At 36.2% G+C, this 13,538-nt stretch carries 15 protein-coding genes; 9 read left to right on the top strand and 6 right to left on the bottom strand.

Going from position 1 to position 13,538, the window contains the following annotated elements:
• Positions 1 to 114: 114 nt before the first annotated feature.
• The 6 genes from prpE to ACSG5Z_RS18755 all read right to left on the bottom strand — a co-directional run bounded on the left by prpE (position 115) and on the right by ACSG5Z_RS18755 (position 5,934).
• Entirely contained in the window at positions 115 to 855 is a 741-nt protein-coding gene (prpE, locus tag ACSG5Z_RS18730) for a bis(5'-nucleosyl)-tetraphosphatase PrpE (protein WP_098857319.1), read from the bottom strand.
• A gap of 74 nt (positions 856 to 929) precedes the next feature.
• The gene (locus tag ACSG5Z_RS18735) at positions 930 to 2,090 is read right to left on the bottom strand and encodes an FtsW/RodA/SpoVE family cell cycle protein (protein ID WP_060489343.1); all 1,161 of its coding nucleotides are present in this window, start codon (positions 2,088 to 2,090) and stop codon (positions 930 to 932) included.
• A 146-nt stretch (positions 2,091 to 2,236) separates the two neighbouring features.
• A complete protein-coding gene (locus ACSG5Z_RS18740) occupies positions 2,237 to 3,172 on the bottom strand; it encodes a glycosyltransferase family 2 protein (protein ID WP_435711948.1) in 936 nt (311 codons plus the stop codon).
• A gap of 6 nt (positions 3,173 to 3,178) precedes the next feature.
• Positions 3,179 to 3,937, bottom strand: coding sequence for a class I SAM-dependent methyltransferase (locus tag ACSG5Z_RS18745; protein ID WP_088121629.1), 759 nt, complete (start codon positions 3,935 to 3,937; stop codon positions 3,179 to 3,181).
• A 141-nt stretch (positions 3,938 to 4,078) separates the two neighbouring features.
• On the bottom strand, positions 4,079 to 4,924 hold the full coding sequence (locus ACSG5Z_RS18750; protein ID WP_088062481.1) for a TylF/MycF family methyltransferase: 846 nt from the start codon (positions 4,922 to 4,924) through the stop codon (positions 4,079 to 4,081).
• Between the two features lie 122 nt (positions 4,925 to 5,046).
• Positions 5,047 to 5,934 (bottom strand): BclA C-terminal domain-containing protein, encoded by an 888-nt coding sequence (locus ACSG5Z_RS18755; protein WP_435711949.1) that lies wholly within the window; start codon positions 5,932 to 5,934, stop codon positions 5,047 to 5,049.
• Between the two features lie 165 nt (positions 5,935 to 6,099).
• Between ACSG5Z_RS18755 and ACSG5Z_RS18760 the strand changes: the two genes are divergently transcribed.
• From ACSG5Z_RS18760 to fabI, 9 genes are all read left to right on the top strand, one after another.
• Positions 6,100 to 7,197: a glycosyltransferase gene (locus tag ACSG5Z_RS18760; RefSeq protein ID WP_435711950.1), complete on the top strand. Its 1,098-nt coding sequence runs from the start codon at positions 6,100 to 6,102 to the stop codon at positions 7,195 to 7,197.
• A 140-nt stretch (positions 7,198 to 7,337) separates the two neighbouring features.
• Positions 7,338 to 8,027, top strand: coding sequence for a class I SAM-dependent methyltransferase (locus ACSG5Z_RS18765; RefSeq protein ID WP_435711951.1), 690 nt, complete (start codon positions 7,338 to 7,340; stop codon positions 8,025 to 8,027).
• Positions 8,024 to 8,710, top strand: coding sequence for a glycosyltransferase family protein (locus ACSG5Z_RS18770; RefSeq protein WP_001271201.1), 687 nt, complete (start codon positions 8,024 to 8,026; stop codon positions 8,708 to 8,710). Before ACSG5Z_RS18765 ends, ACSG5Z_RS18770 begins: the two co-directional genes overlap by 4 nt.
• Positions 8,711 to 8,722: 12 nt before the next feature.
• Positions 8,723 to 9,403: a glycosyltransferase family protein gene (locus tag ACSG5Z_RS18775; protein WP_087984746.1), complete on the top strand. Its 681-nt coding sequence runs from the start codon at positions 8,723 to 8,725 to the stop codon at positions 9,401 to 9,403.
• A 14-nt stretch (positions 9,404 to 9,417) separates the two neighbouring features.
• Positions 9,418 to 10,155 (top strand): sugar phosphate nucleotidyltransferase, encoded by a 738-nt coding sequence (locus ACSG5Z_RS18780; RefSeq protein ID WP_087984747.1) that lies wholly within the window; start codon positions 9,418 to 9,420, stop codon positions 10,153 to 10,155.
• An 8-nt stretch (positions 10,156 to 10,163) separates the two neighbouring features.
• Positions 10,164 to 10,709 (top strand): dTDP-4-dehydrorhamnose 3,5-epimerase, encoded by a 546-nt coding sequence (gene rfbC / locus ACSG5Z_RS18785; protein WP_087984748.1) that lies wholly within the window; start codon positions 10,164 to 10,166, stop codon positions 10,707 to 10,709.
• A gap of 15 nt (positions 10,710 to 10,724) precedes the next feature.
• A complete protein-coding gene (gene rfbB / locus ACSG5Z_RS18790) occupies positions 10,725 to 11,696 on the top strand; it encodes a dTDP-glucose 4,6-dehydratase (protein WP_060489360.1) in 972 nt (323 codons plus the stop codon).
• 11 nt (positions 11,697 to 11,707) lie between these two features.
• The gene (rfbD, locus tag ACSG5Z_RS18795) at positions 11,708 to 12,562 is read left to right on the top strand and encodes a dTDP-4-dehydrorhamnose reductase (RefSeq protein WP_046958302.1); all 855 of its coding nucleotides are present in this window, start codon (positions 11,708 to 11,710) and stop codon (positions 12,560 to 12,562) included.
• A gap of 109 nt (positions 12,563 to 12,671) precedes the next feature.
• Positions 12,672 to 13,442, top strand: coding sequence for an enoyl-ACP reductase FabI (fabI, locus tag ACSG5Z_RS18800; RefSeq protein WP_000421885.1), 771 nt, complete (start codon positions 12,672 to 12,674; stop codon positions 13,440 to 13,442).
• The last annotated feature ends 96 nt before the right edge of the window (positions 13,443 to 13,538 follow it).

Consider the following 13,538-nt stretch of genomic DNA (forward strand, 5'->3'; position numbering starts at 1 on the left):
AAAGATGCACTTTATTGCATCTTTTTTTAATTACTTTACCTAGTTTTTATAGGAGAGCCGCCTAAATGATACGATAATCCTCGTAATTTGTGAATGATATCTAAATAAGGGTCGTTATGAAATTGGGCGAAATTTCTCAGGGACAAAAGACAGGGAGGAAGGGACGGAAACGGTCTCCATCTCAGGATAACGTAGTCCGGTTAGTTTGCCACCAAATACAGCGCCAGTGTCAATATTGACTGTATGATTTACGAAGCGAGGTTCTTTAACGGGTGTATGTCCATATACAATCCAAGCTTTTCCTTTATATTCTTGTGCCCAGTCGCGACGGACAGGAGAGCCGTCAGCATGTTTTTCCCCTGTAATATCGCCATATAATACAAAGGTTTGTACTTTTTTATCTTGTCTTCCTATGTAATCTTGCCGAATTCCAGCGTGACATACAATTAACCTTTTCTCATCGAGTACGTGATATAAAGGGGATTGCTCATAAAGTGTGATGAATTTTTCTTTTATAATGTTTTGTTTATGAGAAGGCAGTGCTTCATATTCGGCAACAGTTGTTTCGAGTCCATGAGCGATTGTCACATTACGCCCGAGGAAAAAACGGTATAGTTTATTACAGTGATTTCCCGGAGCGTAATAAGCTACTTTTTCATTTATGACAAGTTCCCATACAATTTCAATCATACGTAATGAATGAGGGCCGCGATCTGTAATATCACCAACAAAAGCAAGCCTACGTTGGTCAGGGTGAAACGGCAGGTCACTATTCCAGTTGTATCCGAGTTTCGTCGTTAAATCTTGAAACTCTTGAAAGCATCCATGAATATCTCCTATAATGTCAAATTTCATATTTAAACCTCCACCATATTTTTCATTAGTATATCTAAAAAAGGATAGAGATAAAAATATACTGTTTTTGCTCGTCATTTAAACATAAAGATTTTCGTTCTTGAGCGAACGTTTAAAACGAATCCAATCGCTATCATGTATGTGAGTAAAGAACTTCCTCCGTAGCTCATAAGGGGTAATGTAATTCCTGTAATAGGTAGTAATCCGATGGTCATCCCGATATTTTGAAATACTTGAAAGGTAAACATTCCGATTGTACCAGCACAGATGTAACTACCGAAAGGATCATTACTTTCTAAAGCGATATGAATCATGCGGAAAATAAGTAGGAAAAAAAGTGAAATAATGACACTTGCACCTAAAAAGCCGAATTGCTCAGCGACATTGGTGAAAATAAAATCTGTATGTGGTTCTGGAAAGTATACTTGTCCATTTTCCCAACCTTTTCCTTGCATTTCCCCTGATCCAGTAGCTAAGAAAGCTTGTCTTAATTGATAGCCTTGCGCATCATATTTGTATGGCGCTAACCAGCCGTAGAAGCGATTTAGTTGATATTCTTGTAAAATGTGTGCTTTAAAGAATTTTGTATGAGTAAAAAAAATATACGTTAATGTAACGCCAGCTACAAAAATACCAGAAACTAATCCGAAAATAAAACGCCAACGTATACCAGAAACTAGTATCATTGCTGCGAGCATAGCTGAAATTACCATTGTGTTTCCTAAATCAGGTTCCTTTGCAATAAGTAGTAGGGGTGGCAAACTTGTTGCACATATTTTTCCGAGTAATAAAAAATCGCCGTGTATTGTTCGGAAAAAATATTTCTCATTGTGATTTGCTATAATTCGTCCGGTGACGATAATTAAAAACAATTTCATAATTTCAGAAGGCTGGAAATTTCCGATACCTGGAAGCCTGTACCAAGCGGTCGCACCTTTTATTGTAACGGCACCTGGTACTTGAAGTTCTAGTCCAATTAGTAGTACCAATGCAAAGCTATATAAATACCAAGCAATTTTTTGATAACGATCGAAATCGATAATCATAATAAAACCGATGGCTATAAATCCAATGAAGTACCATTGGATTTGCTTTAATACAAAATTTACATTTTGCAAAAATGGTGGTAAAGAGGCTTGTGCACTTGCAATTGCAAAGCAACTAACAGTCCCAATGGCAAATAAGATGAATAGTAATACGTAGTCTATTTGATATTGAGAATTTGGATCTTTCAATGTATGTATTCCTTTCTATCGCCTAGTAAGTATATGGATTATGTCATGAGAAAAATAATATACAAGCAGACTATGCATACATTTATTCCACTATTTGTGGGAAGTCATACATCACGAGGAAGGAATAGCTCCTCCCTTGTGATGGACTATATTGCACGGAGCTCTTTTGTAATGATATTTAAACAATAAGAAAGTCGTGCATGTGTATTTTTATCTGGAATGAGGTTTGGAAATAAATCGTAAAATTTGGTCGCATTTTTATACCATCCGTAAGCTCTTATTAAACCTTTTTTATAATATTTGGCGTCTTGTAAGAAACCATACTTTTTCGAGGTTAAAACGAGGTGAGAAAAATCTTCACAGCCTTCAAGGAATTTGTAATGTACTTGCTGTCCCGTATGAAGGCGGAATGAACTTAAGGGCTCAGTTATATACATTGCATCACCTTTTGACAGTAAACTTATCCAAGAGGCCATATCAACACTACAACCATATTTTCTACCATTTAAAGTGCCGAATGGTTCTGCTAATAGATCTTTTCGAAAGAGTACAGTCGTAGGTTCACCAATAATGTTTTGTCCCAGTATAAGCATACGGTTTCCAAAAGCTTTCCCATTTAGTAGAGTATCTTCATCATATAATTTTTTCATGGAGGGATGTTGTTCAATTATATCTCCATTATCATTAATCCAAGTGCGATAGGATGTGATAAGCGCGAGATTTTTATTTAAGTCTTGTTGGAAATAAGACATCATTTTTTCGATTTTATTATTATAAAATATATCATCGTCCATTAAGAAATTTATGTACTCTCCATTTGACTGTTCTAAGAGCATAAGGGCGTTATGAAATTGTCCTAGAGTAGAAGCATTTCGAATGTACGTTATATGTTTATGCTTATGTAAATAATGTCTGTATATTAATTTTTCTGTTTCATTATTTGTGCTATCGTCTCCTACAATAATTTCAATATTTGAATACGTTTGTGCTAATGCACTTTCTAAAGCAATTTTAAAATAATGTGGTCGATTATAGGTGGGAATAAGGATGGAAACGAGAGGCGGATTTTTAATATTATTCATATACAACTACCTTTCAGAAGTTTTTTGTGTAAGAATAATATCTTGATAACTTGTGTGTTTAGTTCTGCTACACCATGAACCATAATGAGGGGGAGTCTGTACTTCTAGCCCATACTTATTTAATAGGATACGAATATCTTCTTCAGGATAGGCAACTGCGAAGTTCGGGATATCTTTATTTAGAACATAACAATTGTCAATTTGATGATAAAAACCTAACGTACTTAGTCCTGCGTTTAAGTAATAGGAAGATTCAGGATTAATTAAAAAGAAAGTAATAAAACATCTCCCATCTTTTTTTAGAACTCGTGCAATCTCGCATACGTAATGTTCTAATTCTTTCGGAAGGAGATGGGTAAATACTGACGTTAAAAAAATAAAATCAAATGATTCATCTTCATATGGAAACTTGTATTCGGAAGCATCTTCTTTTCCTTCGGGATTGTAGAATTGATTATATATATCGACATGTTCAAAATGGAAATTGTTACGGCGTGTTGAAATGTTATTTTTGCACCATGTAATTCCCGCATTGAATAAGTCAAATCCATAATAAGTACCATCATCACTTAAATAATTCATTAATGGAACCGCCATTCGGCCGATGCCGCAGCCTATATCTAACACTGTTTCATTTGATTTTAAATTTCCAAATTCAATAAAATACTGTATAAACTCTTTTCCAACTTCTTCAAAGTCACCACCTACATATTGAACGAGTTCTGGGGGTGGAATTAATGTGATTTTTTTCTCATTTTCGTTCATACATTCACTCCGTCCTTGTAGTAAAGTAAGAGATTTTTATTGCATATATAAGTTAATCATTTATAGTGAGGGGAACTTTACATGATAGGTCCTTATGAATAAGTAGTGTGATAGAACCCCTCAAAAAAATAAAATTGTATCCTATTCTTTTCGCCAATAAATACCGAAATCATCAATTTGAGTCATAGGAGCTTTTATGTTTCTTTCACTTCTGAAATCTGTTACAGCCTCTGCGCATGTTATCAATCCATAATCATCAATAATAATAAAGCCACCTGTTGAAACTTTATCGTATAAATTTACAAGACTATCCATCGTTGATTCATACATATCACCATCAAGGCGAGCAATTGCAATTTTTTCTACCGGTGCTGAAGGCAATGTATCTTTAAACCAACCCTTTAAAAATTTCACCTGATCATTTAATAAATCATATTTTCTAAAGTTTTCTTGCACTGTTTCTAAAGAAACTCGTAAGTAATCGAATGTGTGCAAATAATCACCGTAATCTTTCGGATATTGTTCTAAGTTAGGTGCGGGCAGACCTTCAAACGAATCGGCAACCCATACAGTACGATCCTTAATGTTGTTTGCTTGTAAAAACCCATTCATAAAAATGCATGATCCTCCGCGCCATACACCAGTTTCAATAAAATCGCCTTCTATATTTTCCCTGACTACAGTTTCCATCGCCTCTTGTAATTGATTCATACGTTTTCGACCAACCATACTGTGTGCAGCTCTTGGCCAATCCTTGCCACCTTGACGCTCATCGTTTGAAACATTAGGATTAACGATTTTTAAATTGTGATTTTCTATATACTGCTTAAGAAATAAAGGAAGTGGAACCGTAACTGGTTCATATGATAGTTCTTTAGATATATGTAAAGAAGCAGGTAAGTATGGTTCGTATTCTAGCCATATTTCAAATAAAATTGTTTTCTTTAATAACTCAAGATAAAGCTGGACAGCCGATTTATTTTCCATATAATTGCCTCCTGAAGAATGTCATACAACATTATGACTATGTAGAAAAGAAGGATTTAATGATTGAATTTACCAATGAAAAAGCAGTAAAACTGATATCAGTTTTACTGCTAAGGAAAAAATTAAGCGATTTTTTCAATAATAATGGATGCACTCGTACCAAGAGCTAATGATAGCCCAAGTCCTGTAACAATTACTTCAACTAATGATGGAGTTGTCGTAATTTGCGTAATTGCTTGAACAACGATAGGTGCTCCAACTGAGATTAAAGTCGTTCCAGTACCAGGTACAGGTACCCCATTTACTTGGATTGTAAGTCCTCCTAATAGACTTACGGCTGCAGTATATACGATAACAGTGATTTTATAGAATCCAGTTTCACTAATTACGAAAGTATCGGCATCTAATTGAGAAATTGCTGTGCCGAACTGAGATCCAACAGTATTAAATGGTACTGGAGCATTAAGTCCAAGATCCAAAGAAATTCCACCGGAGTTAAATGCATATAATCCTGCTGGAAGTCCTAGCCCTGATGGTCCAGTCGGTCCAGTCGGTCCAGTTGGCCCAGTTGGTCCAGTCGGTCCGGTAGCACCAGTTGGTCCAGTCGCGCCAGTGTCTCCAGTTGGCCCAGTCGGTCCAGTAGTACCAGTGTCTCCAGTTGGCCCAGTTGGTCCAGTAGCACCAGTGTCTCCAGTTGGCCCAGTTGGTCCAGTAGTACCAGTGTCTCCAGTCGGTCCAGTCGGTCCAGTCGGTCCAGTCGGTCCAGTCGGTCCAGTCGGTCCAGTCGGTCCAGTCGGTCCAGTTGGTCCAGTCGGTCCAGTCGGCCCAGTCGGTCCAGTTGGTACAGTTGGCCCAGTCGGCCCAGTCGGCCCAGTCGGCCCAGTTGGTCCGGTAGGAAGGGTAAACGGTGGTATTGGTGGTAATGTTGGTCCTACAAGATTAGGGTCAAATGCACTAGCTGATAAAGATTCATCGGGATTCAATCCATCTGAATAATTATTATTTGACATAAATTCACCTCCATAAAGCGTTCATTATATAGTAGATGCAAAACCGGAAGAAAATGACACGGACATTTGAATTATTGAAAAGAAATCTTAAACTGCTTGTGTAAGTTAAAAAAGTGGAAAGTTTATTGTATGTATAACATATGATTGATTTGGAAGAGGGTGATTATGTTGAACAAGCAAGGAATCACAATTAGTTTATGTATGATTGTTCGAGATGAGGAAGATACAATAGGTCGATGTTTAGAGGCAGTAGAAAAAATTGTTGATGAAATTATTGTAGTTGATACAGGTTCCATTGATCGAACGAAAGAAATTGTAGCTCAATATACTTCCAACATATATGACTTTCCATGGATTAATGATTTTGCGGCAGCTAGAAATTTTTCTTTTTCGAAAGCAACACAAGAATATATATTATGGCTAGATGCTGATGATGTGTTATTAGAAGATGCTCAAGAGGCATTGATCCTATTAAAAAGAGAATTAGATCCTAATGTGGATGCAGTTTCGATGCCGTATCATCTTGCAATGGATTCTAACGGGAAACCTTTATATTGTACAAAAAGAAATCGACTTGTAAAGCGTGAAAAACAATTTCAATGGTTTGGAAAGGTTCATGAATATTTAGCTATTTCTGGTGAAACTTTTAGTAGTAATGTTGCTATTACACATAAAAAAGAAAAAAAGGTAACAAATCGTAATTTGAAAATTTTTCAAGATGCTGTAGCAGCTGGAGAAGAATTGAGTCCGAGAGATTTATTTTATTACGCGAATGAATCTATGGATAATCAAAAATATGATGATGCAGTTCTACTATATGAAACATTTCTTAATCAAGACGAAGGATGGTATGAAGAGAAAATTTATGCATGTGGTAAGTTAGGAGATTGCTATGCAAAGATTGGAATGTGGGAGAAAGCAGTTGAATCTTGCGTGAAGTCGTTTCGATATGATGTTCCTAGAGGAGAGAATTGTACAAGAATAGGATATATATATATGGAACAACAAAAATATAACGAAGCGATATTTTGGTTTAAACTTGCAACGGAAGTACCAATGGCGACGGAGAGTCCGTTTCATAGTCCAGCGAGCTACACATGGCTTCCCTATTTACAAATGTGTATTTGTTATAGCAAGTTAGGAGAGCAAGATAAAGCTTATTATTACAATGAACTAGCAGCTTCTTATGTTCCGAATAATGCTGCAATTGAATATAACCGCAAATATTTTCGGGATGTTTTTGATAAACAATATAAAGTGTAATAAGTTTCGTTTTGTTAGAAATGATTTATCGTTATTCTAACACTAATAGATTGGTTATATATTAGTGTATCAGTAATGGAACCAATATTTGGTGAATGAGATTTATATTTCAAATTCAATTTGCATAAGGAGTGTGTAAAATGAATCGTGAAAAAAGTTCTCTATATGAAGAAAAGTCCGAGCATTATTACAATGCAGCGAATCCGAATTTATTAAAGCATATAAAAAAGGAATGGAAAGAAGTTCTTGATATTGGTTGCTCGGGCGGTGCATTGGGAGCAGCTATAAAAGAAAATGGCATACGTGTATCCGGAATTGAGGCATTCCCAGAGGCGGCAGAAAAAGCAAAAGAAAGACTTGATCATGTTATTTTAGGGGATATAGAGAAAATAGATCTCCCTTATGAGGAGGAGCAATTTGATTGCGTCATATTCGGAGACGTATTAGAGCATTTATTTGATCCGTGGGCTGTAATAGAAAAAGTAAAGCCATATATAAAAGAAAATGGTGTGATTTTAGCAAGTATACCAAACGTTGCTCATATTTCAGTATTAGCGCCGTTACTTGCTGGAAATTGGACGTATACAGAATATGGTTTATTAGATAAAACGCATATTCGTTTCTTTACATTTAATGAAATGCTCCGAATGTTTTTAAAAGCAGGATATTCGATTAGTAAAGTAGATCGTGTATATATTGATCACAAAATGTATGAACCGTTAATTGAGGAGTTATATGGAATTTGTAAGAAATATCGTCTTGGAAGTGGCTTCATGGCTGAGACGGTCGTATTTCAGTATATTATTGAAGCAGAAAAATCGCAGTTATGAGTGCTGCTGAAAAAACAATATTATTTGTTACGTGTATAAATGATCGGAAAATGTATGCACAGTGCGTGCGGCATATATTGAGATTGGGAGTGCCTCCAGGATATATTGTACAATTTATGCCAATTCGGAATGCGAAAAGTATGACGAGCGGATATAATCAAGCACTTTCGCATCCAGCGAAATATAAAGTATATATACACCAAGATGTTTTCATTATGAATGTGGCATTTTTATATGGATTACTTCAATTATTTAACGAACATGAACATCTTGGAATGATTGGAATGATTGGAGCCCAATATGTTCCTCCAAACGGGATATGGAATGAAGGCAGAGGAGTTGTTGGGAAAGTAATTGGTTATATGAACGATTTATTTTATATGGCAACTCAAGAACAGCCGTACCATGAGTCAAAAACATTTATGCCTGTGGAATGTATCGACGGTTTATTGATGGCAACGCAATACGATATTCCGTGGCGAGAAGACTTGTTTGATGGGTTTGACTATTATGATGTATCTCAGTCATTTGAATTTAGAAAAGCTGGCTATACAGTTGGGGTTCCTGTACAACGTGATGCGTGGTGCATTCACTATCATATTGATGTGAATATGACCAACTATGACAAGTATAGAAAGATATTTGTGGAGAACTATATGTCAGATGTAAATCAAGACGAATAGAGGGGCTACAAAATGAAGGATCGTACAATATTAGTTGTTGTTTGTGTAAATAATGAAGAGCTATTTGAACAATGCGAGAGACAAATAAGAAACCTTTTTGTTCCCCCTGATTATGTTGTACAAATTTTTCCGATACGAGATGCAAAAAGTATGGCAAGTGCATATAACCGAGCACTTTCATATCCCGCGAAGTATAAGGTTTATATACATCAGGATACTTATCTTATTAATCGAGAGATGTTTTATACACTCATTTCTCTTTTTAAAGATAACGAAAAACTTGGTTTAATTGGGGTAGCTGGTGCACAGTTTTTACCGAGTAACGGGATATGGTGGGAAGGGAAAAATTTAGTAGGAAAAGTGATTGAGCATAGAAGACGGAATTATCAATTATTAAATTTAGATCAGGGGTTTTATGGAAGCCAATCTTTTATGTCGGTGCAGGCAATTGATGGCTTATTCATGGCAACGCAGTATGATATTCCATGGCGAGAAGATTTGTTTCAAGGGTTCCACTTTTATGATGTATCACAGTCTTTAGAGTTTCAAAGGGCTGGTTATTTAATTGGTATCCCAAATCAATCAAATTTATGGTGTATTCATTATAACGGAGATGAATTTGATGCGGATACATATGAGAAAGATCGAAAAGTGTTTGTAGAACAGTATAAAGATATATTATCTCCATCATAAGGGAGAGATGCGGAGTGAAAGGGATTATTTTAGCAGGCGGTACTGGATCAAGGCTATATCCAATAACGAAAGTAACGAATAAACATTTGCTTCCTGTTGGACGTTATCCAATGATTTATCATGCAGTATATAAGCTAAAACAATGCGAAATTACAGATATTATGATTATTACAGGTAAAGAGCATATGGGAGATGTTGTTAGTTTTTTAGGAAGCGGTCAAGAGTTTGGCGTGTCCTTTACGTATCGTGTGCAAGATAAGGCTGGCGGAATTGCACAAGCATTAGGGCTTTGTGAAGATTTCGTTGGGAATGATCGTATGGTAGTTATATTAGGGGATAATATCTTTTCAGATGACATTCGTCCGTACGTGGAAGAGTTTGCAAATCAAAAAGAAGGTGCGAAAGTACTGCTGCAATCTGTAGATGATCCGGAGAGATTTGGTGTAGCAAATATTCAAAACCGCAAAATAATTGAAATTGAAGAAAAGCCGAAAGAGCCGAAAAGTTCCTATGCAGTTACAGGAATTTATTTGTATGACCCGAAAGTCTTTTCTTATATAAAAGAATTAAAACCTTCCGCAAGGGGAGAACTTGAAATTACAGATATCAATAATTGGTATTTAAAGCGAGGGGTACTTACTTATAATGAAATGAGTGGTTGGTGGACTGATGCGGGAACTCATGTTTCTCTTCAAAGGGCGAATACGTTAGCGCGGGATATAAACTTTGGTAAACAGTTTAACGGAGAATAGGTGAGAATATGAAAGTTCTAGAAACAAACTTTACCGACGCAAAATTGTTGGAACCGAGGTTATTTGGAGATGAGCGGGGCTTTTTTACTGAAAGTTATAATAAGAAGGTGCTAGAAACATTAGGGATTACGTATTCATTTGTACAGGATAATATTTCTTATTCAGCAGAAGCGGGAACGATTCGGGGATTACACTTTCAAAAAAATCCGAAAGCACAAACGAAACTTATTCAAGCTATGCAAGGAGCAATCTATGACGTTATCGTTGATTTGCGAAAAGATTCACCAACGTTTAAACAGTGGAGAGGATATATTTTAAGCGCGGATAATCATCGGCAATTGTTAGTGCCAAAAGGATTTGCACATGGTTTTTGTACACTTGTACCGCATACTATTGTTATGTATAAAGTAGATGAGTATTATAGTGCCGATCATGACTCAGGGGTACTTTGGGAAGATAAAGAATTAGCAATTCCATGGCCGGTAACAAATCCTATTTTGTCTGACAAAGATCGAATATTACCGTTGCTTCAGGAATGTGAAGATAGCTTTTGAGTAGGAGAGTTGTTTATGAATATATTAGTAACAGGTGGGGCTGGATTTATTGGAAGTAACTTTGTTCATTACATGTTACAAAGCTATGAAACATATAAAATTATTAATTACGACGCATTAACATATAGCGGGAATTTAAATAATGTGAAGTCTCTTCAAGGGCATCCTAATTACTCTTTTGTAAAAGGGGAAATTCAAAATGGAGAGCTGCTAGAGCATGTCATAAAAGAGCGAGACGTCCATGTGATTGTAAATTTCGCAGCTGAATCACATGTGGATCGTAGTATTGAAAATCCGATCCCTTTTTATGATACAAATGTAATTGGGACAGTCACATTATTAGAATTAGTAAAAAAATATCCACATATTAAACTCGTGCAAGTATCAACAGATGAGGTGTACGGCTCTTTAGGGAAAACAGGGCGATTTACCGAGGAAACCCCGTTAGCTCCAAATAGTCCATACTCTTCAAGCAAGGCGAGCGCCGACATGATAGCTTTATCTTATTATAAAACATATCAATTACCAGTTATAGTAACGCGTTGCTCCAATAACTATGGGCCGTATCAATATCCTGAAAAGTTAATTCCGTTAATGGTTACGAATGCGCTGGAAGGAAAAAAACTACCGTTATATGGCGATGGATTAAATGTAAGAGATTGGTTACATGTAACGGATCATTGTAGTGCGATTGACGTTGTTCTGCATAAGGGACGTATAGGAGAAGTATATAATATAGGTGGAAATAATGAAAAAACCAATGTAGATGTTGTGGAACAAATTATCTCTCTCTTAGGAAAAACGAAAGAAGATATTGCATATGTTACAGACCGTTTAGGGCATGATCGTCGTTATGCGATTGATGCACAAAAGATGAAGAATGAGCTCGGGTGGGAACCACAGTATACGTTTGAACAGGGGCTAAAAGAAACGGTGGAATGGTATGAACATCATATAGAATGGTGGAAACCACTAAAAGAAAAATAAGGGGCATATAAATGAAAGAACGGATTATCATAACGGGAGCAAATGGTCAATTGGGAAAGCAACTACAAGAAGAGTTAAATGCTGAAGAATATGACATATATCCATTTGATAAAAAGTTACTAGATATAACAAATATATCCCGAATGCAGCAAGTGGTACAAGAAATAAGGCCACATATAATTATTCATTGTGCAGCGTATACGAAGGTTGATCATGCTGAGAAAGAACAAGACCTTGCTTATGTAATAAATGCAATAGGAGCTCGAAATGTAGCGGTTGCTTCACAATTAGTAGGGGCGAAATTAGTTTATATTAGTACCGATTATGTATTTCAAGGTGACAGACCAGATGGCTATCATGAGTTTCATAATCCATCACCGATAAATGTATACGGGGCTTCTAAGTATGCGGGAGAGCAGTTTGTCAAAGAGTTACATAATAAATATTTTATCGTTCGAACATCGTGGTTATATGGTAAGTATGGAAACAATTTTGTGAAAACGATGATGCGGTTAGGAAAAGAAAGAGCAGAATTATCTGTTGTAGCGGATCAAATTGGTTCTCCTACTTATGTGGCGGATTTAAATGTGATGATTAATAAGCTCATTCACACTTCTTTATACGGTACGTATCATGTATCAAATAGAGGCTCATGTTCTTGGTTTGAATTTGCAAAAAAAATATTCTCGGATGCAAATATGAAAGTGAATGTATTACCTGTTTCAACCGAAGAATTTGGATCGGCGGCAGCTAGACCAAAATATTCTGTTTTCCAACATAACATGCTACGATTAAATGGTTTTTCACAAATGCCTTCTTGGGAAGAAGGATTAGAGCGGTTTTTTATAGAAACAAAAAGTCATTAACAAAATTTAAGTTAATGACTTTTTTGTTTGCCTTTAAGAGGTTTTATGGTACTATAATTATAGTATCAGGTACTAATAACAAGTATAAGCAATTCTGGGAGGATATATCATGGAACTATTACAAGGGAAAACATTTGTTGTTATGGGCGTTGCGAACCAAAGAAGTATTGCGTGGGGAATTGCTCGCTCTTTGCATAATGCAGGTGCAAAATTAATATTCACATATGCAGGAGAACGTTTAGAAAGAAACGTTCGTGAATTAGCGGACACATTAGAAGGACAAGAATCACTTGTATTACCTTGTGATGTAACAAATGATGAAGAACTTACAGCTTGCTTTGAAACAATCAAGCAAGAGGTTGGTACAATTCACGGTGTTGCACACTGTATTGCTTTTGCAAATCGTGATGATTTAAAAGGTGAATTTGTAGATACTTCTCGCGATGGATTTTTACTTGCACAAAATATTAGTGCATTCTCTTTAACAGCTGTAGCAAGAGAAGCGAAGAAAGTAATGACAGAAGGCGGAAATATTTTAACGTTAACATACCTTGGCGGCGAGCGCGTTGTGAAAAACTATAACGTTATGGGTGTTGCGAAAGCTTCATTAGAAGCGAGCGTAAAATATTTAGCTAACGATTTAGGCCAACACGGCATTCGCGTTAACGCTATTTCTGCAGGACCAATTCGTACGTTATCTGCAAAAGGCGTAGGCGACTTTAACTCAATTTTAAGAGAAATTGAGGAGCGCGCACCACTTCGTCGTACAACAACTCCAGAAGAAGTTGGGGATACAGCAGTATTCTTATTCAGTGATTTAGCACGCGGCGTAACAGGAGAAAACATTCACGTTGATTCAGGGTATCATATCCTAGGATAAATATAATATTAATTTTTAAAGGACAATCTCTACATGTTGAGATTGTCCTTTTTATTTGTTCTTAGAAAGAACGATTTTTAACGAAAGTTCTTACCA

Origin of the sequence: Bacillus pretiosus (assembly GCF_051294775.1) — a bacterium.
GTDB lineage: Bacteria > Bacillota > Bacilli > Bacillales > Bacillaceae_G > Bacillus_A > Bacillus_A wiedmannii.

Excerpts from the sequence above, each read along its gene's own strand:
- ACSG5Z_RS18740 (WP_435711948.1), bottom strand. The coding sequence starts at position 3,172 with ATGAATAATATTAAAAATCCGCCTCTCGTTTCCATCCTTATTCCCACC.
- rfbB (WP_060489360.1), top strand. The coding sequence starts at position 10,725 with ATGAATATATTAGTAACAGGTGGGGCTGGATTTATTGGAAGTAACTTT.
- ACSG5Z_RS18760 (WP_435711950.1), top strand. The coding sequence starts at position 6,100 with ATGTTGAACAAGCAAGGAATCACAATTAGTTTATGTATGATTGTTCGA.
- prpE (WP_098857319.1), bottom strand. The coding sequence starts at position 855 with ATGAAATTTGACATTATAGGAGATATTCATGGATGCTTTCAAGAGTTT.
- ACSG5Z_RS18770 (WP_001271201.1), top strand. The coding sequence starts at position 8,024 with ATGAGTGCTGCTGAAAAAACAATATTATTTGTTACGTGTATAAATGAT.
- rfbD (WP_046958302.1), top strand. The coding sequence starts at position 11,708 with ATGAAAGAACGGATTATCATAACGGGAGCAAATGGTCAATTGGGAAAG.
- ACSG5Z_RS18755 (WP_435711949.1), bottom strand. The coding sequence starts at position 5,934 with ATGTCAAATAATAATTATTCAGATGGATTGAATCCCGATGAATCTTTA.
- ACSG5Z_RS18765 (WP_435711951.1), top strand. The coding sequence starts at position 7,338 with ATGAATCGTGAAAAAAGTTCTCTATATGAAGAAAAGTCCGAGCATTAT.
- ACSG5Z_RS18775 (WP_087984746.1), top strand. The coding sequence starts at position 8,723 with ATGAAGGATCGTACAATATTAGTTGTTGTTTGTGTAAATAATGAAGAG.
- fabI (WP_000421885.1), top strand. The coding sequence starts at position 12,672 with ATGGAACTATTACAAGGGAAAACATTTGTTGTTATGGGCGTTGCGAAC.
- ACSG5Z_RS18750 (WP_088062481.1), bottom strand. The coding sequence starts at position 4,924 with ATGGAAAATAAATCGGCTGTCCAGCTTTATCTTGAGTTATTAAAGAAA.
- rfbC (WP_087984748.1), top strand. The coding sequence starts at position 10,164 with ATGAAAGTTCTAGAAACAAACTTTACCGACGCAAAATTGTTGGAACCG.
- ACSG5Z_RS18745 (WP_088121629.1), bottom strand. The coding sequence starts at position 3,937 with ATGAACGAAAATGAGAAAAAAATCACATTAATTCCACCCCCAGAACTC.